We start from the raw sequence: 25,248 nt of genomic DNA on the forward strand, positions 1-25,248 counted from the left end.
ATAGCATATCAAACTACTTCTTTTCAAGATTTTTGAAAGCCGTAGACATCATCATCTTGATTCTATTTAACTGATTTACATGGCTTGCACCAGGGTCGTAGTCTATAGCCACAATGTTTGCATCCTCATCATAGCTTCGAAGAACTTTAATCATGCCCTTACCTGTAACATGATTAGGTAGACACGCAAACGGCTGTAGGCAAAGAATATTTTTAACCCCAGAATTTATTAAATCTACCATCTCTCCCGTTAGGAGCCATCCTTCTCCACACTGGTTACCAACAGAAAGAATGTTTTCAGCATTAAGTGCCGTCTCTTCTATATAGTGATCTGGTTCAAACCTTTCACTAGCTCTACAAGCTTTTCTTACATACTCTCTATAGTGCTCAATAGCCTTTAAAGCTGCACTATTGAAAATCATCTCTTTACGAGAACCAGAAAGGTTCTTGAAGTTAAACTGCTTATTGAGCATGCCATATTCAAAGAAATCAATAAAGCTAGGTACCACTGCTTCTCCGCCCTCTTCTTCGATGATCTCAACGAGGTTGTTATTAGCGTTTGGATGATACTTAACTAGTATCTCTCCTACAACACCAACTCTAGGCTTTTTAACATCTTCATAAATTGGCAGAGTGTCATACTCCTTAACAATCATTTTTATGTTCTTCTTAAAGGTACTCGCCTTACAGTTTAAAACATTCTCAACTATTCTATCATGCCAATTGTGCATAATTTTCTCTGCACTGCCTTTAACCTTTTCATATGGTCTTGTACGATATAAGCATTTCATTATTAAATCGCCATAGTTAACGGCAAACACAAGGCTTAAACCCATTTTAGGAGTTATTTTAAAACCTGGATTTTTTTCAAGCCCTGCTGTATTAAAGGAAATTACAGGAACCTGCTCCATTCCAAGATCCTTGAGAGCCTTACGTAGAAGTGCAACATAGTTACTAGCTCTGCATCCACCACCAGTCTGTGACATGAACACACCAACTTTATTTAGATCATATTTGCCAGATTTTAAAGCAGAAATAATCTGTCCTAATGTAACTATAGTTGGATAGCAAGCATCATTGTTGATATATCTTAAACCCTCTTCTTCTGAATTTTTAGTTGCTTCAGGTAGCAGTTCTGCCTTGTATCCAGCTGCACGTAAAATCGGTGTGAAATACTGGAAATGAAGCGGAGACATCTGAGGGACGAGAAGCGTATACTCTTCTCTCATCTCCGGTGTAAATATTACCCTCTTATATGGTTCATTTAAACCCTCTGAATGAGTTCCGGCCTTATCTCTCTCATCAAGCGCAGCCTTTAGTGATCTGATTCTGATCTTGGCTGCACCTAAATTTGATCCTTCATCTATCTTAAGCACAGTATGAAGTTTATTGTTCTGACCTAATAGTTCATCAACTTCATCTGTAGTTACAGCATCTAGTCCACAGCCAAACGAGTTGAGCTGAACAAGTTCAAGATCATCTCTCTTTCCTGCAAAAACAGCCGCTTTATATAGCCTAGAATGGTATGTCCATTGATCAAGCACTCTGACATCACGAGCAATATCAATCTTATTCGAAACGGAATCTTCTGTGAGGACAACCATATCCTGCTGATTGATTACATTATTAATTCCGTGATTAATTTCAGGATCCAAGTGATAAGGTCTACCTGAAAGAATAATACCCTTCTTGTTGTTTTCCTCCATAAACTTAAGAGCATCGTCACCGAGTTTGTTCATATCATCCTTAAATTCTTGGTAAGCTTTTCTACCAGCTCTGATAGCCTCTCTAAGTTCAGATCTAGATAGGTTTAATCCGAATAAGCTATAAATTCTCGTATCATTTTCAAAACGATTTATCGAATCAGTGTGATTTGCTCTATCAACGTCAATCTTTCTCTTTCCAGAGAAGAATTTATAGAGCTCTTCAACCATTCTATCGTCGTTATCATATGGCAGGAATGGGTGATAAAACTCCACATTATTTTCGTAGAATAAGTCTGCCATATTCTTATCTATAACCTCAGGATATGTGGCTACTATTGGACAATTATAATGGTTTGCAGCAGTCTTATCCTCGATAACCTCAAAGTTAACACATGGATAAAATATCCTCTTCACACCTTTATTAACTAGCCATTTGATGTGACCGTGTGTGATTTTTGCAGGGTAACAAGCAGTATCTGATGAGATACTATCCATACCAGATTCATACAGTTTCTTAGAGCTCTGAGGGCTTAATACTATGCTAAATCCTAATGTTGTAAAGAAACTATGCCAGAATGGGTAATCTTCGTACATATTAAGTACACGAGGAATACCTATTATTCCGCGTTTTGCTTCTTCTTGTTTTAAATTTCTTCTACCGAACAAAAGCTTTAGTTTCTCTTTATATAAATCAGGATTATTATGTGGTTCAACTGTCTCGCCAGCTCCCTTTTCACATCTATTTCCCGATACATACTTATTGCCGTCAGAGAATGTTGATATCGTCAGAAGACAGTGGTTACCACATTTCTGACATCTGTCATTACTAGTTTCAACTGAAAAACCATCTAGTTCGTCCTTAGTTAGGACGCTCGACTTTTCACCATCAACATATTCATTTGATCCTATAATAGCTGCACCATAGGCACCCATGAGTCCAGAAGCATCTGGTCTGACTACATCCTTGCCTAACACAAGCTCAATACTTCTTAAAACAGCCTCATTTAAGAAAGTACCACCCTGAACTACAACCTTGTCCCCTGTCTCACTAGGATTTCTTAGCTTCATAACTTTGTATAACGCATTTTTAATAACTGAATAAGATAATCCGGCTGAAATATCAGCAACTGTAGCCCCTTCTTTCTGCGCCTGCTTAACTTTCGAATTCATGAATACAGTACACCTAGTACCGAGATCTACCGGCATCCTAGATTCAAGTGCATCCTCAGCAAACTCCTCAACGCTTGTATTTACAGATTTAGCAAATGTCTCGATAAATGATCCGCATCCAGCTGAGCAAGCCTCGTTAAGCATAATGTTATTGATTGCACCGTCTTTAATCTTCATGCATTTCATATCCTGTCCACCGATATCGAGGATAAATGTAACGCCTGGAAGAAATTCTTCAGCTGCTTTATAGTGAGCCATCGTCTCAATTTCGCCACCATCAAGCCTATAAGCTGCTTTTATCAAACCTTCACCGTAACCAGTAACAACTGATCTCCCAATAAAAGCACTTTCGGGCATCTTATCGTAAATCTCTGTCATTATGTTACGAACAACGTTTAATGGGTCTCCTTCATTGCTCTGATAGTACTCGAAAACGAGCTCCTTATCCTTATTGATAAGTGCCGCTTTAGTTGTAGTTGATCCAGCATCGATTCCAAGGAACAAAGGACCAGACTGTTCTGATATATCAGCTCTTTTTACTTTAGCTTTGGCATGCCTTGCTCTAAACTCTTCAAGTTCTTCTTTATTCTCAAATAACGGATCAAGATAAACAGTTCCACCAGCTGAAGCAGGATCAGCTTTTTTCACTAAGTCAATTAACTTATTAAGTTCTACCTGCTTAGTCTCTTTTTCAGCAAGAATTGCTGCTCCAATGGCAACGAAGTATTTTGCATTTTCAGGAAAAATAACCTCATCCTCACTAAGTCCAAGAGTCTCAACAAATCTCTTTCTAAGTTCAGATAAATACTGAAGAGGACCGCCAAGAAACGCAACATGACCTCTTATAGGATGACCACATGCTAGTCCGCTGATCATCTGATTTACAACTGCCTGAAAAATTGAGGCTGCGATATCCGAGGTTTTTGCACCATCATTTATAAGCGGCTGAATATCAGTTTTTGCAAATACTCCGCACCTTGATGCAATCGGATAAATCATCGTATGCTCTTTCGCAGCTTCATTGAGGCCTTGTGCATCAGTATGAAGAAGTACCGCCATCTGGTCGATAAATGCGCCGGTTCCACCTGCACACGCACCATTCATTCTTTGCTCAATAGTTGACTCGAAGAAAGTAATCTTGGCATCTTCTCCGCCAAGCTCAATAGCTACGTCTGTCATCGGAATTATTGTTTCGATTGCTTTGCTACATGCAATTACTTCCTGTTCGAATTTTATTCCTAAAATCTGTGCTAATGCCATACCACCTGAACCGGTGATAACTGCATTAACTTCAATATCGCCAAGCTCCTTTGTCATATCCGTGAGAAGCTCAGCAACTTTGTCGAAAACATTCGACATATGACGTTCATACCTAGAATACACAATACTATTTGAATCATCTAAAACGATAAGTTTTACCGTCGTAGATCCAACATCAATACCTAATCTCATATGGTCACCTAAACCTCGATAGAGATATCGAGGTCCTTTCACTCATATCCCTAAATTAAAATGGGCAAACTATAAGCCGGGTTCTGTATACGATGATCATCCATCTAGAACAGCTATCGCTAGCTGCTTCAAGCGACTTACCTTCCGGCTGCGACGGGCCGCCGCATTTCATACCTATCTTAGTCTTGCTCCGGATGGGGTTTACACGGCCACCATGTCTCCATGATGCCGGTGAGCTCTTACCTCACCATTTCAACCTTACCACGGCATTATCCGTTTCGGCGGAATGTTTCTGTTGCACTTTCCCTATAGTTACCTACGCCAGACGTTATCTGGCATCCTCGCCCTATGGAGCCCGGACTTTCCTCGTGATTGTTACATCACGCGATCATCCAGTTTACCCATTTCAGGATATAATGATACCACAAATACATTGTGCAAAATATATATTGGATACATTTTTATCCACAATTAAAATTATTTAATTTATTAATAATTATTTTAATAAAGTTTACTGCCACTAAAATTAAAATGATACACCCAATATATCCTTGTGTTGGATACAATATCGCTACTATTTTTTTAAAATCCGTTAATCCAGCAATAAAAGCAACTATCGCTCCAATTGAAAGGATTGTTTTCTTCATAGGTGTATTATTTATTGTGATACTGAAGCCATAATAAGTGCTAGTTGCAGTCTGATATATAGCACCCATTATGACGCCTATGTACATCGTCGCTACAGTAAAGAAATTTAATTTTTTATCCATTTATTCCCCTAGTAATGTGTACAGATAATTAAGCTCCTTTTTAAGCATAGCTATTCTATCACTTTGGTCGTGTTTCGCGCGTCTAAGGTTTTCAATTTCCCTTTTGTGATTCTCTATAGCATGACCAAGTCTTTTACTAACCACTAACGCATCATTGTTTATAATGCCTTCTGGATATCGCCATCTTATATCAGTATCTTTATAAGGTAGCTCCCTTTCGGAGCTTGAACCATTTTCTCTGTTAATATTTGATGTTCTAACAGCTACAATAACTTCACATGAAAATTTACCCTCTTTTACGAGCTTGTTATCGGTAATATCGAACCCATATCTATATAAGAAACTTCTTAATGGACCACTATTGTTACGAGGCTGTAAAATTAGTTTTTTAAAGCTCTGCAATTTATCGATATCATTTGAAAGAATATCTACAATAGTTACCCCGCCAAGTCCAGCAATGATAAGGACATCGACTTCCCCTTTTTCGATTACATCAATCCCATCACCCACTCTAAATGATGATTCAGGCATATCAATTTCGGCATCGGTAAAACTTTTTTTGGCTTTTGATAGAGAGCCAGCACTAATATCGCACATAATCACATGTGGAGAAACATTATTTTTATATAGAATTAATGGGACATAGGCATGATCTGTGCCTATGTCCGCAATTGTCTCTCCAGATGTGACAGCACCGCATATTGCTTTTATTCTGTCACTAATCTTCATATTTACTCCAGGTAATCTCTCAGCTTCTTGCTTCTGCTAGGATGACGAAGCTTTCTAAGTGCCTTAGCTTCAATCTGTCTGATTCGTTCTCTTGTAACGTTAAACTCTTTACCAACCTCTTCAAGAGTACGTGGTCTTCCATCCTCGAGTCCAAATCTAAGCATGAGAACTTTCTTTTCTCTATCTGATAGCGTGTCAAGAACCTCCATCAGCTGCTCCTTAAGCATTGAATATGCAGCTGCTTCTACTGGTGCTGGTACATCATCATCAGGAATAAAATCACCAAGGTGGCTATCTTCTTCTTCACCAATCGGTGTCTCGAGCGAAACTGGATCCTGAGAAATTTTCTTTATTTCCCTAACCTTTTCTACTGTTATCCCCATCTCTTTAGCGATTTCTTCAGAAGTAGGTTCACGCCCAAGCTCTTGAAGCAACTGTCTAGATATTCTGATTAATTTATTGATGGTTTCAACCATATGAACAGGAATTCTAATCGTCCTAGCCTGATCAGCAATCGATCGAGTAATTGCTTGTCTTATCCACCAAGTAGCATAGGTCGAGAATTTGTATCCTTTCGTATAGTCAAATTTATCAACAGCCTTAATCAAACCGAGATTACCTTCTTGAATAAGATCAAGAAAGCTGAGTCCTCTGTTTAGATATCTTTTAGCAATACTTACAACAAGTCTTAAGTTTGATTCACACAGCTTCTTCTTAGCTTCCTCGTCGCCTTGTTCCATGCGGATTGCAAGTTCTCGCTCTTCTGCTCCTGTAAGAAGAGGTACTTTACCAATCTCCTTGAGATACATTCTAACTGCATCATCAGTAGGTAGCGATTTAGGAACAGTTGCATCTACATCAATTTCACCATTTGTCTTAAGAACTAGTCCATCATCAACATCTACGTCATCTTCCTCAACATCTTCAAGTTCGTTGCCGTTAGGTTCCCTTGTATCAACTATGCTAATCCCATTTTTTTCCACCAAGTCGTAGACTTCATCTATCTGATCTTTATTTAGTTTTATTCTCGATAGATGTTCTCCAATCTCAGCTAGAGTTATTTCATTGCCAGTGTTTTCAGAGAGTCTCATAATCTCTTCCACAGCCTGTTCAACGCGCTCATTAGCTGGTGTTTCGGTTGCTTCTTTCTTTGGCATATTTTACCTAACCTTTCTCCTCTTATCTTCAATATCTTGTAACTGCATAGCAAGACGCGAGATTTCTTCTTCATTACCCAGCTTCTCAGCGACAGCAATCGCATTTTGTAGCTCTATTATTTTTTCTCCGTAATGCATCTGCGCATATTTAACATAACATTCTCTGTAGTACGAACTTTCATCCGCACCAATTCTTATCAATGATAATATCTTTTTAAGAGCCTTTTCGTCCTCAGGATCTAGTTCTTTATATATGTCGTTAATATTAATTTCAGACATTCTGTTCTGCAAAATTAGCTTATTTGCAACATCATAAAACTCTCGGCCAAGAGCAGTTCTGAACTCTATATCGTCTTCTCTAAAAGTATCGAGATATCGCACATCCCTCGTTAAAATATAGAGAATAGAAACTTCAAGCCTTTCATCATTTCCAAAGCTATCGGTATTGAATTCTTTCCTTTCACGCAAATTCTTTTGGTAAGAAGCACTTTGTCTGCTTTCATCTGAAGCTATCTCTGTTAGTATAGCGTGCTCAGATATATCAAATTCTGAGGCAAGCTTCTTAACATATAAATCCTGTTCCACAGCACCTAGCTTTTTTAATACTGGAACACAACTCCTTATATACTCTATAATATCAAGGTTGTCGCTAAGATTGAAATTTTTCTTCATCATCTCTAGCACGAACTCTGTAGATGGAGCGGCACTGTTAACGAGCTTTAAAAACTCCTCTTTTCCATATTTCTTTACAAATTCATCAGGATCTTTTCCACCAGTTACGTGTAAAATCCTTACGTTTGCATTTGAACTTCGCATTACATCGATCCCTCGGAGAGCTGCTTTTATTCCAGCCGAATCAGAATCATATGATAACACAACATTCTTAGTATACCTAGTAATAAGTTGACATTGGTTCTCTGTCAGAGCTGTGCCGAGCGAGGCAGCAACGTTTCGAATTCCAGCTTGATATAAGGATATTGCATCCATATATCCTTCAACGATAAGAACCTGATCTGTATCATTGATACTTTTCTTAGTAAAGTTTAAAGCATAAAGGTTATTTTTTTAAGAAAAACTTCACTCTCAGAGGAGTTTAGATACTTAGGCATCTCATCGCCGATAGCTCTACCTCCAAAACCTATTACTTTTCCTTGGGTGTTAAAAATTGGGAACATAAGTCTTCCTCGGAATTTATCATAAATACCTTTTTTCCCTTGTGTTACCAATCCTAGCTTAAGCATATCTTCATCTGATACGCCCATATCTTGTAGAAATTTATACAGACTGTTCCAAGAATTTGGAGAATATCCGAGTCCAAAACGTTTAATAGTTTCATCACTAATACCCCTTTTACGAATATATGTATATCCGGGATTAGCATGTTTCGTGAGGTTATCAAAGAAAAATCTTGCAGCTGTAGAGTTAATCTCATAATAGCGAGATAAATCTTCTTTCCTTCGTGTTCCGTGCTTTGGGATCTCAATATTATATTCATCAGCTAGCTTTTCACACGCCTCCATGAACTCCATATTATTAAACCGCTGCACAAAATGGATTACATCACCTTTTTCACCGCACCCAAAACAATTAAAAATCTGCTTTTGCTCATTTACCATAAATGATGGTGTCTTTTCATTGTGAAATGGACAAAGACCCTTAAAGTTACTACCGCTTTGTTTTAGAGGAACTTCACGACCAATGACATCCACAATATTAACTTTTGACTTTATCTCATCGATAAAGCTACTGCCAATCGCCATGTTTTCTCCTTTTAAGCAAATTGCTTACTTAAATTCCGTCCATCCACGAGGAACAAACAAATCAGAATATAGTGATATCGCATATCTATCTGTCATTCCTGAGACATAATCTTTTACTGCCGTAGCATTTCCATCCTCTAAGGCTACCTCCCTGTATAGTTCAGGCAGCTTGTCTGGATGTTTAATGAAATAGTTGTAAAGTGCGGTAATAACCACTTCAACTTTATTCATATCTTCTTCACGTTTAACGAGCTCGCTACAATACACGTGTTCAAACATATACTTTCGTAAATGAAGAAGAGCTCTATTAAAATCAGGACTTAAGCTGATTTTGTCTTTTCCGTCACTAAATGTCACAAGATCAGAGATCAGGTTGTTTATCCTTTCGCTATGAGAATGCCCAAGTACATCGAGATCTTCAGTAGGAAGTACATCGATTGTTATTACATTACTTCTTATTGCATCATCTATATCATGATTTATGTAAGCAATACGGTCGCTAATCTTTACTATCTGCCCCTCAAGTGTTATCGGAATACCTTCACCCCTATGATTGAGAATTCCGTCTCTTACTTCCTTTGTAAGGTTAAGCCCCACTCTTTTTGATGTGCATTCAAGACGTTCTACAATTCTTAAGCTCTGTTCATTATGTCTAAATCCACCCGGATGAATCCTGTTCAGAACATCCTCTCCATTATGTCCAAATGGCGTATGTCCAAGATCATGCCCTAGAGCAATTGCTTCCGTCAAATCTTCGTTATAATTGAGAGTTTTTGCAATTGTACGAGCAACTTGAGCAACTTCGAGGGTGTGTGTAAGCCTGGTTCTATAATGGTCACCTTCTGGTGCAAGAAATACCTGTGTTTTATGCATCAGCCTACGAAATGCTTTTGAATGGATAATTCTATCTCTGTCACGCTGATAGTCGGTTCGAAAAGAACATTTATCTTCGAATACATCGCGGCCCAAAGAGTTCTTAGACTTTGAAGCTCGCTCATCAAGATAATTAAATTCTCTCCTTTCAAGGTCATCACGTAAAATCATCTATCCTTTCACCCCTGTATGTCCAAAACCGCCTTCTCCACGATCAGTCTCATCTAGTACGGATACAATTATCGGTTCTACTCTCTCATAAGCAGCAATTACAAGCTGCGCTACGCGATCACCACTATTTATCGTAAAGGATTCATTTCCAAAATTAATCATAGGAATCTTAAGTTCTCCACGATAATCGGAATCAATAGTGCCAATACTATTAACTAGACCTATTCCATGCTTAATAGCAAGTCCTGACCTTGCTCTGACTTGTCCTTCATAACCTTCTGGAATTTGAACAAATAGTCCAGTTGGAATGAGACTTCTCTCCATAGGCTTTAATGTTATAGGCTCATCTATAAAAGCTCGGAGATCCATGCCTGATGCCCCATCTGTAGCATAAGCTGGAAGTGAACCACTGAGTGATTTAAATTTTAATTCCATTTAGAATGCATCCTTTCTAACAAATGATAAGAAACCACTGAGATTTAAAGCTTTCAAAGCTAAATTGCTCAGCACAAACGTCTACAGGTTTACATTTATTTTTTACCAGTAACATTAATAACAATATGCCTACTATAATCACAAATTTCTTTTTTTACATTGTTTATGTCTTCCAATGTGATGTCGTCTAACATCTGCAGAACTTCAGAAGGAGTTATAGACCTTCCGTAAGTAAGGAGATTTCTCCCGTTGTATATCATCAGATTCTGCACACTCTCCTGTCCGAATATAAAGCTGGATTTAAGCTGCTCCCTTGAACTCTGGAATTCTTCAACGCTAATATCATCATCCTTGAGTCGATCTAGCTCTTCTTTGATTGCATCTAAAGCTTCATCCACCTTATCCTTGGCAACACCAGCACATATAACAAAGAGTCCCGTATGACTGTAAAATCCGGTCATAGAGTACACTGAATAAGCAAGCCCTTTCTTAACACGAACATTCTGCATCAATCGTGATGACATTCCTCCACCAAGTATGTTGCAAAGTAGCATCATAGGGTACCTTTTTGGGTCTTCTGCCGGAAAAAGTCTAACTCCCATCGCAATGTGCGCTTGCTCAATATCCTTCGTTACTTCAATGTATCTCCCTTCAGAAGCCGGAGAGACATTTTTATCAGTAACGAACTCTCTACGTTCTTTTAGACTATAGAACTTGTCTTCAAAATACTCGATTACATCTTGTCTATCAAATGAACCAGCAATCGACACTATAATTTCATCTCTTGTATAGTGATTAAAGTAATATTCATCAAGTTTGTCATGTGTAAACGATGAAACCGTATATTTTGTTCCAAGTACAGGATGAGACATCCCCATACCCTTGTATACATTATCTTCAAGAATATCAAAAGCTACTTCATCAGGATCATCTGCATTCATATTTATTTCTTCAATAACTACACCCTTCTCCTTCTCAAGTTCGTCCTCTGGAAAAGTAGGATTACAGATCATATCCGTCAACACTTCAGCGCTTGCACGAAAATGCTCATCAAGACATTTCACATAAAAGCAAGTGCACTCTTTGCTGGTAAATGCGTTCATCTGTCCGCCAAGTTTATCTATCTCATTAACTATTTGAAAGTGATCCCTATTCTTGGTTCCTTTAAATAGCATGTGTTCGATAAAGTGCGAAATCCCCTGTTCATTATCATTTTCATTTACTGAACCGTTATTGCACCATATACCTATGGATACAGATCTCACTGAATCCATAGAATTAAGAATTAGTCTTACGCCTGAATCCAGCGTTATAACCTCTAGCATACATCCCCCTTAGTTATACTCTGCACCTATAATATCTGACAGTCTCACAGAATACGAGTCCCCTGTGTACTCATAAGCGTCATCAAAACTATAATTACAGGTTTCTCCAGTATATCTAGACGCACTGATATTATACCTGGCATCTCTCACGTTTATTTCTACTCCGGTATCATTATCGATTACATGCGGTGTAATAACGTACCAACGTCTAAAATCATATATAGCGCTAGCAAGATTTGAATAATCTTCGTCAGTCATACCATCATTGAAATTCCCCATAATGCTGCGCTTTGCTGTATCGACAGTCACATAGAATTCCGCAAGTTCATCAGGGATTGATTTATTCCACTCTTCAAAATATGAATCAAACATATCTGCTAAAGATTCCATATCTAATTCTTTTACCAGTTCTAGAATTAGCTGGACATCTATTACCTCATCGGCTTCTAGAAGTGCAGCAAGATTTTCATAATACTCAAACTCCTCTGGTGCAACAATATCAAGGATTTGATAGAGTTCATCTCTGTTCATTAATTCACCTTTAAATCGATTTATGCTATAATAATACATCATCAATTATAGCATAAGGAGCTAGTTAAATGAAGAAATACGATTTAAAAAACCGCTCTGAGATAGCGGATAGAGATAAATGGAATCTAGAAGCGATGTATCCAGATGAAGCCAAATGGGAAGAAGATTTGTCCACTGCTCTTAAGTCGAGTGAAGAGTTTATATTACTTAAAGGTCGTCTAACAGAGTCGGCAGAAGGCCTTCTTAAAGCACTGCGCTTATACGCTGATATGATGCGTAAAGCCGAGAATGCTTTTGTTTATTCACGAATGCGTCATGATGAGGATAATGCGAATACGAAATATACAGAGATGAACAATAAATCCCTCTCTACTCTCGCTCAAATTTCAGCTAATGTATCATTCTTTACACCCGAACTGCTGGAAGCTGATGAAACTGTAATAAAGGGATATATCTATGAAGTACCAGCTTTAAAGGAATTTTCCTTCATGCTCGATTCAATCATGCTTAGCAAGCCTCACGTTCTGTCTTCTGATGAAGAACGCATAATAGCTCAGCTTAATGAATCTGCTAGTGCACCAGACGAGATTTACACTATGTTTAATGATGCGGATCTTTCTTTTGGCAAAGTCACTAATGAAGATGCGATAGATGTGGAACTCACTCACGGAAATTATATCCAGTTTATGGAGTCGGAAAACCGCGAGGTTAGAAAGAATGCTTTTGAAGCAATGTACCAAAGATACAAGGAGTTTAATAACTCAATTTCTGTGATGTATAACTACAGTGTAAAGCATGACTATATCATGTCCAAGCTACGTAAATATAAATCTACACTCGATAGCGAGCTATCTGGCGAACGCATTCCACTCTCAGTGTATGATAATCTTATAGATGCTGTGCATAAGAACCTACCTTCTATGCATAAATATATGGAAATTAGAAAACGAGCTTTAGGTCTTAACGAACTAAGAATGTATGATGTTTATCGCCCCATTGTTAAGCCAGAAGGATTAGAATGCAGCTATGAAGAGGCTGTAGATATCGCCTGCAAAGCCTTGGCACCTCTAGGCGAAGACTATGTTAGGACGTTACGAAAAGGATTAACCGAAGATAGATGGGTTGATATATATGAGAATGCAGGTAAAACATCTGGCGCATATAGTTTCGGTTCTTACGATAGTAATCCATATATTTTGATGAACTTCAGCGGAGAACTACGTGACGTATTTACACTCATTCATGAAGCTGGTCATTCAATGCATTCATACTATACTAGACGCACACAGCCATTTGTGTATGGAGGACACTCTATATTTACAGCAGAGGTTGCTAGTACTGTTAATGAAACGCTATTGATTCATTACCTTCTAAGTAATGCTGAATCAGTAGATATGAAGAAATATCTAATCAACTTCTATATCGACGAGTTTAAATCTACACTGTTCAGACAGACAATGTTTGCTGAATTTGAAAAAATTGCACATGAAACTGTCGAAAATGGTGGATCACTCACAGCACAATATCTAAACGAGGAGTACGATAAGCTAAACACTATTTATTATGGTCCGTCAATTGAACATGACGAGTTTATTCAGTATGAATGGTCAAGAATTCCTCATTTCTACCGTGCTTACTACGTATATCAGTATGCTACGGGATACTCCGCTGCAAATGCTATCGCTAACAGGATATTAACCGGCGGAGAAGCTGAACGAAATGATTATTTAAAATTCCTAGCTACCGGAGAATCTGACTACCCAATAGAATTACTTAAAATCGCTGGAGTAGATATGAGTACTGAGGAGCCTGTTCTCTCTGCTCTATCTACTTTTGCAAAACTAGTTGATGAACTAGACGAGATGATATAGCGCATTTTATATGAGGAAATACTATGAAACCAACTAAAGTATTTATCTATAGCAATGATACAGGTTTATCAAAGGCTACTGCCAATGAACTTGTCAACGTTCTAAGCAAAAAAAAATTTGAGATTGCGAGCAAATATGATGAAACCGTTGATTTGATCGCTTGCATCGGCGGTGATGGAACCTTTCTAAACTGTGTACATGAATGCAGACTCCCAAAGACGCCTATTATCGGGATAAATACCGGTCATCTAGGTTTTTTTCAGGAGCTGGTTCCTTCTGAACTTGAGATGTTTGTTAATCACTATAATGATGGCAATTACACAGTTGAAAAGATACATCCAATACGCGCCCTAATCACAGACAGAGATGGCATTCACGAGATAACGGGAATAAACGAGATACTTGTAATGGGTATGTATACAAAACTTGCCCATCTTTCGATAATCATGGACGATACTCCAATTCAGGAGTTTATCGGCGATGGAATCCTCGTATCAACTCCTGTTGGATCAACCGCTTATAACTATTCACTTGGTGGCTCACTGGTAGCTCCAGAGCTAGATGCCCTACAATTAACACCGATGGCTCCGATGAATACTAGCGCTTACAGATGCTTTAGGTCGAGTATTCTCTACCCTGCGTCAAAAAAAGTTAGACTGGTAACGCGCAAGAGTACCGTCGGAGACAAACTTTTATTAGCATATGATGGACTTACAAGAGAATTTAGCAATGTATCTAAAATTGATGTAATGCAGGCAGATGACGAGATTCATCTTCTAAGACTGCCTGGTTACGATTACTGGAAGAAGCTTACGAACAAGCTTTTATAGACTGAATTTGAGGAAATAATGGGAAAATACAATCACAAAGTAACTGAATCTGATATCGGTTTGAGCATAAATCAGATCATAAAAGCGAATTTCAAATTCTCATCACGGTTCAAAACTAAGATAAAATTTCAGAAACTTGTTGATCTCAACGGTATACCTACTCCTGGATTTATTAAACCAGATGTAGGAGATGTAATATCGATAAGACTTCCAGAAGAAATTAGCGATTTTCCAGCTGAAGATATTCCTATAGATGTAATTTATGAAGATGATGATCTCATGTTTATCAACAAACAGCCTGGCGTGATAGTTCATCCAACTAAAGGACACCCACTTCATACTATCGCAAATGGTCTAATGAAATACATGAAGGATAACGACCAAAGCTACAAGATTCGTTTCGCTAATAGAATCGACATGGATACATCTGGAATCGTCATCGTTGCAAAAAATGCGAACACACAAAACGACATATCCCACCAGATGCGTGCCAATTCAGTGCATAAGCAGTACATAGCAATCGTTAACGGTGTTATTGAAGATGATGAATTTACTATAGACGAGCCTATCGGGAGACCTAGTGAAGAATCGATTCAGAGAACTGTACTATCAGAAGGTGGTAAAGATGCAATTACGGATGTTAAAGTTCTCGAGAGATTTAAAAGAAATACGCTCGTTGAAGTTACATTACATACTGGAAGAACACATCAGATAAGAGTTCATCTCACTCATATAGGTCATCCAATTACGGGCGATCACTTATACGGTGGTGATGCACCAGAGCTTATGGAAAGACAGGCATTACATGCCGCAAAAATGAGTTTAAAGCACCCAATGACAGAAAAAACACTTAATATTGAGGCACCTTTGCCAGATGATATGAAAAAATGCCTATCCATTCTACGTAGGTAGAAAGCTAGGCATTAGCTTATTTTACTTTTTGTCAAAGCAGTTCTAATGAGATTTATGCATCAACCTTTTTAATTCTCATTATGGCTTCTGCTCTATCTTCATGCTTGAAAACTGCAGAACCAGCAACAAGAATATCAGCTCCACATGAAATTAAAAGCCCTGAGTTCTTATCAGATACACCACCATCAACTTCGATTTCGAAATTGTATCCATTGTCTTTTCTTAACTTATTAAGCTGAGATACTTTTTTCGCAGTTTCAGGAATAAATTTCTGTCCACCAAATCCTGGATTCACAGACATAACTAGCACCATATCAACGAAAGGAAGTACAGCTTCAAGGCAAGATACAGGAGTACCCGGATTTATAGAAACACCTGCTTTTACCCCATGCTCTTTAATATGTGATAGAGTCCGGCAAATGTGAGGACATGCTTCGTAGTGAACCGTAATATAAGCAGTACTATCCGTCACAAACTCCTCCAAGTACTGATCTGGATTTTCAATCATCAAATGAACATCGTAAGGGACAGTTGCATAGCCGTTAAGACTCTTCATAACGGCACTTCCAAAACTGATATTAGGAACAAACGCGCCATCCATAACATCTACATGAATAAAATCACATCCGCCCTTGCAGATATCAGCGACTTCAGAACCAAGTTTAGCAAAATCGGCTGCTAAAATCGAAGGTGCTATTTTTGCCATTTTTTTACCTCTTCCAAAATTGATAAATATGATTCATATCTAGTTTTGCTAATTTCTCCTTTTTCGAGTGCTCCTTTTACCGCACATTCAGGTTCATCAACATGAATACAATCTAGATATTTGCAACAGCCCTTAAATGCATTAATCTCAGGGAAATAATCTCTAACATGATACCTATCAAGTCTAGGCATGTCTAGAGATGTAAAACCTGGTGTATCATAAAAATGAGTATCGTTATCAATACTAAAAATCTCGACATGCCGTGTCGTGTGTCTGCCCCTGGCAGTTTTATCGCTAATATCTCCTGTTTCTATATCATTTCTACCGGTTATATGGTTCATGATTGTTGACTTTCCAACACCTGACGGACCGGCTAGCGCAACATTAGATCCCTTCATCAAATCATATAACCTATCTATGCCATCACCGTTCTTGCCATTAACAACAACAACTGGAAAAGCTTTATCGTAAGTTGAAACAAGCTCTTTTAGGTCATTTTCCGATACAAGATCAGGTTTTGTAATACAGATAATAACTTCGATGTTGTTATATAGTATTGCAGTGGTAAACTTATCAATAATAAGATTGTTCGGATTAGGAAAAGCTGCTGCAAATACAACAACAAGCTTATCTAGATTAGAAACAGGTGGGCGCGAAAGAAAGTTTTTTCTTTCGCGCACCTTTGTTATTATACAGTCGCCGTCTTCTTGCCTTAAATCAAATTCTACAATATCCCCAACATAGATGATTGATTTACCTCGCTTAAGATTTTTGCGAGCATTTCCCATGTGAACTCGTTTTCCATCATCAACATAGTAGAAACCGCCAATTCCCTTAACGACTCTTCCCAGCATATTATAACCTTGTTCCACTGTTATTTGAGTTGTCGGAAGAGCTTCCTGAAGAAGGTTTACCCTTACTTACCTCAATATCAATTGTTTCACCTTTTTCGAGTGATGTATTAGCAGCATACTGTTGCCACATTACATAACCATTGCCATAAACATTGCTTTCGTCGTAAGAAATATTTCCGACTTTAAATCCAGCATTTGTAATAGCCGATTTTGCTTCCTCAAGTGACTTTCCTGTTAAAGAAGGTACTGTTCCCTTCTCCTTCCCTTTTCCATCACTAATTGTAATGTTAATTTTTGTTCCTTTGTCGGCATTTGTTCCAGCTGCAGGATCTTGGGTTAGTATCGTTCCCTCAGGCTTATTTGAAGTCTCAGACTTAACTATTCCAAGCTTGTAGCCTGCCTTTTTGAGTTTCTTTTCAACTTTCTTATAGTCTTGACCAACTATATTAGGTACGGTTCCTTCCTTCGAACCTTTGCTGAGATGAAGTGTTATCGTTGAACCCTTTTTAGCTTCTTCTCCACCAGAAGGATCCTGTTCGACTACATGTCCCTCAGAAATTTCCGATGAATATACACTTTTACCCTTTTCAACTTTAAATCCGCTCTTTTCAGCCGTTTTTTTCGCTTCCTTATAAGTCATATCAGACATATCAGGTACCTTAGCTTTACTAGAGAAGACACCTGTTGCAAAAGCAACGCCCAGAACAAGAACGAGTAGAACCGCTCCGGCAATACCAAGTTTAATAAGCTTTTTCTTGCGACTAGAAGAATTAGATTTTTTCTTCTTTTTCTTCCTGCCTTTTGAATTTTCTGAAACTATATCGTCACTATCATCTTCTTCAGTATCAGATCGCTTACGTGCAACCTCATTAGATGCCTCTGCAAAAATTGAATTTCCAACAACCTTAGTCACGAATTCGATGTTATCAAGTTCTTCAATGAGTTCATCTGCACTGTTGAATCTATTAGTTTGAAACTTATTTGTAGCCTTGAGAACAGCTCTTTCAAGTGCAGGTGGAATTCCATCCACATATTCATGTGGTGGCACAATTTCTTCGTTTATATGCTTGAGGGCTATGGATACAGGATTATCTCCATCGAATGGAACTCGCCCTGTGAGCATCTCATACATTACAATACCGAGTGAGTATATATCGGATCTTTCATCAACGTAGTTTCCTCTAGCCTGCTCCGGCGAAAAATAGTGTACTGATCCGATGACCTTGCTGTTTGTCGAAAGTGTTGCGTCATTAACAGCCTTAGCAATACCAAAATCGGCAAGCTTTGCAACACCATCAGATGTAACCATGATGTTATGAGGCTTGACGTCTCTATGTATTATCTTATTTTTATGCGCAATTCTCAATGCAGATGCAACCTGCTTAGTAAGGTCGATTACCGTACGGTAGTCTAGAGGTGCATCTTCTGCAATTATATTGCTTAAGTTACGGCCTTCAACAAGCTCCATTACTATGTAGTTAATATTTCCTTCCTTACCTACATCGTAAACACTTACTATATTAGGGTGAGAAAGTCCAGCAGCTGCCTGCGACTCTCTTTTGAAATTTTCAACAAACGAAGCGTCCTTTGTGAACTCCGGTCTGAGTATCTTGATAGCGATGAATCTGTTTAACAGTCTGTCCTTACCCTTGTAAACGACTGCCATACCGCCATCACCGATTTTCTCAAGAAGTTCGTAACGGCCAGATAGAAGTCTACTGCTCATTTGATTCCTCCAACATGTCAATACAGATTACTGAAATATTATCATTTCCACCGTTTAAGTTTGCTCTTTCAACCATACGTTCAGCACAATCCTGCATATCAGAGCTTTCATTGAATATATCAAGAATTTCGCTATCTGACACTTCCTCATAGAGTCCGTCACTACAGATTAATACTCTATCACTTGGCTCCATATATATATTGAAGCAGTCAGGATTGTTGTATGCATTTCCACCAATAGCTCTAGTGATTACATTTTTTTTATAATGATGATCCGCCTCAGTACGTGTAATAGCACCCATCTTAACTAAATCATTTACATAGGTGTGGTCATCAGTAATCTGATGCACTTCATCCTTGTGAAGGAAATACACTCTGCTATCTCCCACATTGCCTACGTATAGAATTTTGTGGTCAACATATGCAAAAACGAGTGTTGTCGCCATTCCTACGTACTCTGGTTTTGTGTTGGAAAGCTGTAAAATACTTTCATTTACAAAGTTAACAGCATTTTCAAAATATGTGAAAATCGCTTCACTTCCCTCAACAAGTTCTATTGGGTTGTTGTACACGTAATCTGCAAGGAAATCTACTGCTGCAGTGCTTGCAATTTCCCCGGACTTATTTCCGCCAACGCCGTCTGCCAGCATGAAAAATCTGCTATCCTTTAATACTTTTACAGCGTCTTCGTTCTTAGGGCGCTTCATGCCCTTATCTGTTAAATATCCTACTCTCATTAAAGTCTTACCACCTGAGTAAATTAAAATTATAAATTGTTACACTTACTGATTTTACAATAGTAAAATCCTACTTGTTTATTATACGGTAAAATTGAATTGTATTCAACAATACTTGAATTTTCAAAGGAGTTACAGAGCCTTGAAACTATCTGTTCATTTTCCCGCTTATTGATAGTACAAGTGGAATACACTAGCTCTCCTCCAGGTTTTAAATACATAAAGGCATTTTTTAAAATGCTGTACTGAATTTCATATAAACCTGGAAGCTCATTAAGATTAACATGTAGCTTTAATTCAGGTTTTCCAGCGATAACCCCAAGTCCAGAACAAGGAACATCTGCGAGTACTTTATCAAAACGTTCACTTAAACTCTTGTCGTATAGGGTGGCATCCATCACTTTTGTCTTAATGCAAGAAATTCCGAGGCGTTTTGAAAGCTCGTTTATGAGCTTCACACGATGTTCATGAATATCACAGGCAAAGATTTCACCTGTATTATTCATAAGTTCCGCCATTGCGGTAGTTTTACCCCCAGGAGCAGCACATATATCGAGTACTTTATCACCAGGTTTTGGACTTAGCATTTCCACACATCTTAGCGAAGAAGTGCTTTGAACTGTAAACATCCCACTTCTGAACTCTGGGATATTAACTATTGAACCATTTTCTATTATTATCCCATTTCGAGAAAATGGATTATCTCTAACTTTTATATCTCTAGTTGATAGGCATTTTTTTAAGTCTTCACGATTACAAATTAATGAATTCACTCTTATGTTAAGCTCGGGTATATCGTAAAGACCTTTGATAATCTCCTCTATCTTCCCTTCACCATATTGCTTAGAGATAAACCTGACAAGATGGTACGGAAAGGAATATTTATATGAAAATGACTCTAGGATATCTTCGGAATCAGGAATTAATAATATTGCACCTTCACGTTCAAAAGTTCTAAGCATACCATTGATAAAACCTTTTACTGATGGTGAAATATTTTCAGCAAGAGTGACAGCTTCATTGACAGCTGCATAGTTTGGAATCGAGTCCATTTTTGCCATTGCATACATGCCCATACGCAAAATAATTAAATTCTTTTTCTTAATTCCCTTGATACCATTCTTTGCTAATCTATCAATATTATAATCTAAAAGGATTGTATCCCGTATAACACCCTTAGACATAACACGAACGAAGCCCTGTGAGGATACTTCATGTTCCTTAAGCGCTTCGTTAATCGCAAGATTCGAGTATGAATTATCGCAGTATACACTACGAAGTACATCATATACTGCATACCAATCATTGTTCATCAGTCTCTATTTCCTCTAATCAGAAGAACTCTAATTAGTGCTGCCGCCGCAGTGGCTAATGCAGCAACATATGTCATCGCTGCAGCACTTAGAACTCTTTTGCTTCCAGCGTAATCAGAATCATCGACAAGATTTAGTGCTTTCATCTGCTGTAGAGCTCTACTACTTGCATTTAACTCAACTGGAAGTGTAACAAGATGAAACAAAACGACAGCAACAAAGCAAAAAATTCCTATATTAAAAAACATATTCCCGTACTCTGTTGTAGATGAGAGAACAATGCCCAACAAGATTAAAGGCCATGATGTGTTTTGGGCAAAGTTAGTTACGGGTACAAGTGCATTTCTCATCTTGACAGGAGCATAACTAGTAGCATGCTGTATCGCATGCCCAACTTCATGGCAAGCTATACAAACAGATGCAACAGAATCTTGAGAATATATCTCCGAACTAAGATTAACTGTATTAGATCTTGGATCGTAATAATTAGTTAGTGCATCTCCATTCAAAACATTGATTGAAACCTGCTGAAGACCGTTAGCATCAAGCATCGTTCGAGCTGCTTCAAAACCCGTTATCCCTTTGCTGTTTTCAATATCAGTATATGTTGAAAAGGCACGCTTTATACGCGCCTGCACTATCATCGTAAAAATCATTGCTGGAATTAACACAATCATAGATGAATAATATCCACCGAACATATCTCTATACCTCCAATATAATATTTATTTAAGACGCATTCCAACTTCTAGTTTGTTACCTCTAATAAAATCTGAAACGCTCATCCTCTTCTTGCCTTGCAATTGAACTTCCCTAATTTCAAGCGTCCCATTGGTGCACTTCACGGTAAATTTTTCCTTGTCAACACTGGTAATCACACCAAAATCAGCATTTATATCGACATCATCTATTGGTAAAACATCAAAAAGCTTAAGGACTTTATCTCCGATATTGGTAAATGTACCTGGCCAAATTTTAAAGGCACGCACTTTATTATCAATTTCAGCAGCTGAGGAATTAAAATCAGTATATCCATCTTCTTTGCGAATCATGTGAGCATATGATGAAGCTGAGTCGTCTTGTTTTGTGTACGTTGCTTGACCTTCAGCTATTAAATCAATCGTTTTAACGACTAACCTAGCCCCACATTCAGCAAGTTCCTCAGATAAGGTAATTATATCTTTCCTTCCCACTTCAACCTCTTCTGCACTGATTATATCTCCTGTATCAAGTCCAAGCTCCATCTGCATGATAGTAACGCCTGTCTTGTCCTTGCCATCCAGTATGGCATATTGCATTGGCGCAGCACCTCTATACTCTGGAAGAATAGATCCATGGATATTAATGCATCCGTAAACTGGTATGTCTAGAACCTCCTTAGGAAGTATTTGCCCAAAAGCTGCAACTACAATTAGATCCGGCTTTAATGCATCAAGCTCTTGAATAAAATCTGGGTCATTTTTTATATTATTAGGCTGAGAAACCTTAATTCCACGATGAAGAGCACAAGCTTTAACAGGTGAGAAAACCACTTTTCCTCTATTACCTCGTCTATCGGGCTGTGTCACGACCAATTCCACATCATGCCCAGCGTCTATTATGCTGTTTAATGCTGGAACAGCAAATTCAGGAGTCCCCATATATATAATTCGCATTTAGTTTTCTTCCTCTGTATTTTCTTCGGCAATTTCTGCCATCATTTCATTGTATTGTTCAGTAGTGTATACTTCTTCCGCTACATCAGTATATACAATTCCATTCAAGTGATCATTCTCGTGCATTATACAAGTTGCAGCAAATCCAGAAAACTCATACTCATTAATTTCACCTTCCAGATTCATAGCTTTAAGCCTAACTCTGTTCGGTCTCTTAAGCATTCCTATATATCCCGGTACACTAAGACATCCTTCTGCTGATTCCTGCTCCCCTTCCGTTTCGATTATCTCAGGGTTAATCATTACATATTCTTGATCAAAGTTTTCAAGTTCTGGTCTGCAAACGAAGATCCTTTTCATAACCCCTACTTGAGGTGCCGCAAGCCCAACACCATCAGCCTCTCTCATGGTCTCGAGCATATCATTACATAATACTTTAATCCTATCTGTAATCTTGGAAACGGGCTTACAATTCTTTGTTAGAATCTCATCTCCTCTAATTACTATTTTCCTTAGTGCCATAATACTCCCTTCAATATTAATTAATCTAAATTATTCCATATGGATTTATATCTAATTCAATATGACAGGTACTTCTATGTTTTATCATAAGTTCCTTGTAATTCATATAGGCATTAACAAATCCACTTCTAGTTCCTCTGGGTGCTTTTATCATAAAAATTACACGGTTCCTATCAGCTCCACCTCTTTGAGTGTCAAGCTTTGGCTCATAAATCGTTGTGCCCGTTGGTAAGTTTTTCATCGATAAAAGATATTTTCTAAAATCATTGGCATGATCTAGTGTCGAACTATATTCAGTCTTTGAACCTTTTTTATCAACGAATATCACAGTGATAATATCAGAAAAAGGTGGATAGTTCATGTTTTTTCTGTGAGCTAGTTCTTGTTCATAAAAACCATAATAATCTCTATTTGCAGCTTTTTTTATTGTATCATCTTCAGGTTGATACGTTTGAAGGATCACCTTACTTTTTCCACCTTCTCTACCTGCACGACCCGATACCTGAGTTATAAGCTGAAATGTTCGTTCCGGTGAACGGTAATCAGGTATATTGAGTGATGAGTCTGCTAAAATTATCCCAACTAAACCAACATTTTTAAAATCTAATCCTTTTGCTAATATCTGTGTTCCAACTAAAATATTGGTTTTGCCAGAATTAAAATGCCTGAGTGTTTTTTTAATCTCAGAACTGTTCTTCGCTGTGTCAAGGTCAAACCTCTCTACCTTAGCATTTGGAACAAGCTCTTCTATAGTTTCTTCTAAACGCTCTGTTCCTGTCCCTATAAAAGATAAGGTGCTATTTCCACACTCAGGACAAATCTCTGGAATCTTGAACTTGCGTCCACAGTAGTGGCATATCGCAGCGTTATCTCTTTTATGATAGGTAAGCGTAATATCACAATCTGGGCACATCATTCTGTAACCACACTCAGGACATAGTACTTGTGTAGAGAAGCCTCTCCTATTAAGGAACAATATTACCTGATCGCCATTGTTTACAGTTTGTTCTATCGATGCTAGCAGCTTTCTGCTGATAACGCTTGAGTTTCCTGATCTTAGTTCATCCCTCATATCAACAATCTTAACTTCAGGCATAATGCTTTTACCAATTCTGTTTTTCATCTCAATAAGCTGATAAATGCCGTCCATGGCACGGTTATAGGAAACTATGCTTGGAGTAGCACTCCCTAAAACCAATGTTGCATTGTGATACTTTGCTCTTCTAAAAGCAACATCTACTGTCTCAAATTTAGGATTATGATCAGACTTGTACGTAGATTCATGCTCTTCGTCAATTATAATTACACCTATATCTGAAGCTGGAGCAAAAACTGCAGTTCTCGCCCCTACAACAATCTTTGCTTCACCGGATTTTATCCGCATCCATTCAGCGAGACGTTCACTAGTCTTAAGCTTACTATGCATTATGGCAACTTTATCCTTACCAAAACGCTTTGAAAAACGATCGGCAATCTGTGATGATAGTGCGATTTCTGGGACTAGTATAATCGCTGTCTTCCCCTTAGCTATGGCATTTTTTGCAGCTCTAATATAAACTTCCGTCTTGCCTGAATTCGTCACACCATGGATAAGAAACGATTTACCAAGTTCATTATCAATCGAATTACATATGTCTAAGGCTGCGTACTTCTGTTCTTCAGATAAAGTTGGTTCATCCTCAAGCTTTGTTTCATGATATTCCTTAATATGATGGGGAATACGCTTACCTGTAACATCAAACATTCTAATAGCATCAATATACTTAACACCATATCTAGATCTCATCCAGATAGCAGTATCAATAATCTCTGGTGTAAGAGACCTATCTTTATCAATACTAATTATTTCTTTAACCTTATCTGTCTCAATGCCTGGTGTAGTATCGATTGACACCACGTATCCTTCAGCACCTTTTGGTTTTCTAGCTAGAGGTATACTAACTTTGTCTCCCACATTAATATCATCAGGAGCCAAATAAGTAAAAAAAGAATCCATATATTCACTTTTATTATCAATTACGACATCGACATATTTCATGAACATG

At 38.0% G+C, this 25,248-nt stretch carries 22 protein-coding genes and 1 other RNA gene; 3 read left to right on the plus strand and 20 right to left on the minus strand.

Annotation, left to right across the window (positions count from 1 at the left end; translation table 11 throughout):
• Positions 1–13: 13 nt before the first annotated feature.
• From C5Q96_RS02800 to C5Q96_RS02850, 11 genes are all read right to left on the minus strand, one after another.
• A complete protein-coding gene (locus C5Q96_RS02800) occupies positions 14–4,327 on the minus strand; it encodes a 2-hydroxyacyl-CoA dehydratase (RefSeq protein ID WP_106056917.1) in 4,314 nt (1,437 codons plus the stop codon).
• Between the two features lie 57 nt (positions 4,328–4,384).
• Positions 4,385–4,731, minus strand: an RNA gene (gene rnpB, locus C5Q96_RS02805) — RNase P RNA component class A.
• 57 nt (positions 4,732–4,788) lie between these two features.
• Positions 4,789–5,097, minus strand: a complete 309-nt coding sequence (locus C5Q96_RS02810) for a hypothetical protein (RefSeq protein ID WP_106056918.1) — start codon at positions 5,095–5,097, stop codon at positions 4,789–4,791.
• Positions 5,098–5,826, minus strand: coding sequence for a tRNA (adenine(22)-N(1))-methyltransferase (locus C5Q96_RS02815; protein WP_106056919.1), 729 nt, complete (start codon positions 5,824–5,826; stop codon positions 5,098–5,100).
• A gap of 2 nt (positions 5,827–5,828) precedes the next feature.
• Positions 5,829–6,983 carry an RNA polymerase sigma factor RpoD gene (gene rpoD / locus C5Q96_RS02820; protein ID WP_106056920.1) on the minus strand — a complete coding sequence of 385 codons (1,155 nt, stop codon included), beginning with the start codon at positions 6,981–6,983 and terminating at the stop codon, positions 5,829–5,831.
• A 3-nt stretch (positions 6,984–6,986) separates the two neighbouring features.
• Positions 6,987–8,009, minus strand: coding sequence for a toprim domain-containing protein (locus C5Q96_RS02825; protein ID WP_330403844.1), 1,023 nt, complete (start codon positions 8,007–8,009; stop codon positions 6,987–6,989).
• A 17-nt stretch (positions 8,010–8,026) separates the two neighbouring features.
• Positions 8,027–8,743 (minus strand): DNA primase, encoded by a 717-nt coding sequence (dnaG, locus tag C5Q96_RS02830; protein ID WP_106056922.1) that lies wholly within the window; start codon positions 8,741–8,743, stop codon positions 8,027–8,029.
• Positions 8,744–8,767: 24 nt separating this feature from the next.
• Entirely contained in the window at positions 8,768–9,787 is a 1,020-nt protein-coding gene (locus tag C5Q96_RS02835; protein ID WP_106056923.1) for a deoxyguanosinetriphosphate triphosphohydrolase, read from the minus strand.
• Complete coding sequence (dut, locus tag C5Q96_RS02840; protein ID WP_106056924.1) at positions 9,788–10,222, minus strand: dUTP diphosphatase; 435 nt, start codon at positions 10,220–10,222, stop codon at positions 9,788–9,790.
• 95 nt (positions 10,223–10,317) lie between these two features.
• On the minus strand, positions 10,318–11,547 hold the full coding sequence (locus C5Q96_RS02845) for a M16 family metallopeptidase (protein ID WP_106056925.1): 1,230 nt from the start codon (positions 11,545–11,547) through the stop codon (positions 10,318–10,320).
• Between the two features lie 9 nt (positions 11,548–11,556).
• On the minus strand, positions 11,557–12,078 hold the full coding sequence (locus C5Q96_RS02850) for a hypothetical protein (RefSeq protein ID WP_106056926.1): 522 nt from the start codon (positions 12,076–12,078) through the stop codon (positions 11,557–11,559).
• A 68-nt stretch (positions 12,079–12,146) separates the two neighbouring features.
• Here C5Q96_RS02850 and pepF point away from each other — a divergent pair, with 68 nt between their 5' ends.
• From pepF to C5Q96_RS02865, 3 genes are read left to right on the plus strand one after another with little or no spacing between them, the layout of a single operon-like run.
• Positions 12,147–13,949, plus strand: a complete 1,803-nt coding sequence (pepF, locus tag C5Q96_RS02855; RefSeq protein WP_106056927.1) for an oligoendopeptidase F — start codon at positions 12,147–12,149, stop codon at positions 13,947–13,949.
• Between the two features lie 23 nt (positions 13,950–13,972).
• Entirely contained in the window at positions 13,973–14,779 is an 807-nt protein-coding gene (locus C5Q96_RS02860) for an NAD(+)/NADH kinase (protein WP_106056928.1), read from the plus strand.
• A gap of 18 nt (positions 14,780–14,797) precedes the next feature.
• A complete protein-coding gene (locus C5Q96_RS02865) occupies positions 14,798–15,691 on the plus strand; it encodes an RluA family pseudouridine synthase (protein ID WP_106056929.1) in 894 nt (297 codons plus the stop codon).
• Between the two features lie 52 nt (positions 15,692–15,743).
• Here C5Q96_RS02865 and rpe read toward each other — a convergent pair whose 3' ends face one another.
• The 9 genes from rpe to priA are packed head-to-tail and all read right to left on the minus strand — an operon-like array spanning position 15,744 to position 25,241.
• Positions 15,744–16,397 (minus strand): ribulose-phosphate 3-epimerase, encoded by a 654-nt coding sequence (rpe, locus tag C5Q96_RS02870; protein ID WP_106056930.1) that lies wholly within the window; start codon positions 16,395–16,397, stop codon positions 15,744–15,746.
• On the minus strand, positions 16,385–17,251 hold the full coding sequence (gene rsgA, locus C5Q96_RS02875) for a ribosome small subunit-dependent GTPase A (RefSeq protein WP_106056931.1): 867 nt from the start codon (positions 17,249–17,251) through the stop codon (positions 16,385–16,387). Before rsgA ends, rpe begins: the two co-directional genes overlap by 13 nt.
• Position 17,252: 1 nt before the next feature.
• On the minus strand, positions 17,253–18,977 hold the full coding sequence (pknB, locus tag C5Q96_RS02880) for a Stk1 family PASTA domain-containing Ser/Thr kinase (protein ID WP_106056932.1): 1,725 nt from the start codon (positions 18,975–18,977) through the stop codon (positions 17,253–17,255).
• Positions 18,967–19,713, minus strand: coding sequence for a Stp1/IreP family PP2C-type Ser/Thr phosphatase (locus C5Q96_RS02885; protein ID WP_106056933.1), 747 nt, complete (start codon positions 19,711–19,713; stop codon positions 18,967–18,969). Before C5Q96_RS02885 ends, pknB begins: the two co-directional genes overlap by 11 nt.
• Before the next feature lie 29 nt (positions 19,714–19,742).
• Positions 19,743–21,026 carry a 16S rRNA (cytosine(967)-C(5))-methyltransferase RsmB gene (gene rsmB / locus C5Q96_RS02890; RefSeq protein WP_106056934.1) on the minus strand — a complete coding sequence of 428 codons (1,284 nt, stop codon included), beginning with the start codon at positions 21,024–21,026 and terminating at the stop codon, positions 19,743–19,745.
• A complete protein-coding gene (locus C5Q96_RS02895) occupies positions 21,026–21,727 on the minus strand; it encodes a zinc metallopeptidase (protein ID WP_106056935.1) in 702 nt (233 codons plus the stop codon). The genes rsmB and C5Q96_RS02895 overlap by 1 nt, the downstream gene beginning before the upstream one ends.
• Positions 21,728–21,751: 24 nt before the next feature.
• Complete coding sequence (gene fmt / locus C5Q96_RS02900; protein ID WP_106056936.1) at positions 21,752–22,681, minus strand: methionyl-tRNA formyltransferase; 930 nt, start codon at positions 22,679–22,681, stop codon at positions 21,752–21,754.
• Positions 22,682–23,203 carry a peptide deformylase gene (gene def / locus C5Q96_RS02905; RefSeq protein WP_106056937.1) on the minus strand — a complete coding sequence of 174 codons (522 nt, stop codon included), beginning with the start codon at positions 23,201–23,203 and terminating at the stop codon, positions 22,682–22,684.
• A gap of 25 nt (positions 23,204–23,228) precedes the next feature.
• Positions 23,229–25,241 carry a replication restart helicase PriA gene (gene priA, locus C5Q96_RS02910; protein ID WP_158696667.1) on the minus strand — a complete coding sequence of 671 codons (2,013 nt, stop codon included), beginning with the start codon at positions 25,239–25,241 and terminating at the stop codon, positions 23,229–23,231.
• Positions 25,242–25,248: the final 7 nt, after the last annotated feature.

The sequence above is a fragment of the Mogibacterium diversum genome, from assembly GCF_002998925.1.
Classification (GTDB): Bacteria; Bacillota; Clostridia; order Peptostreptococcales; family Anaerovoracaceae; genus Mogibacterium; species Mogibacterium diversum.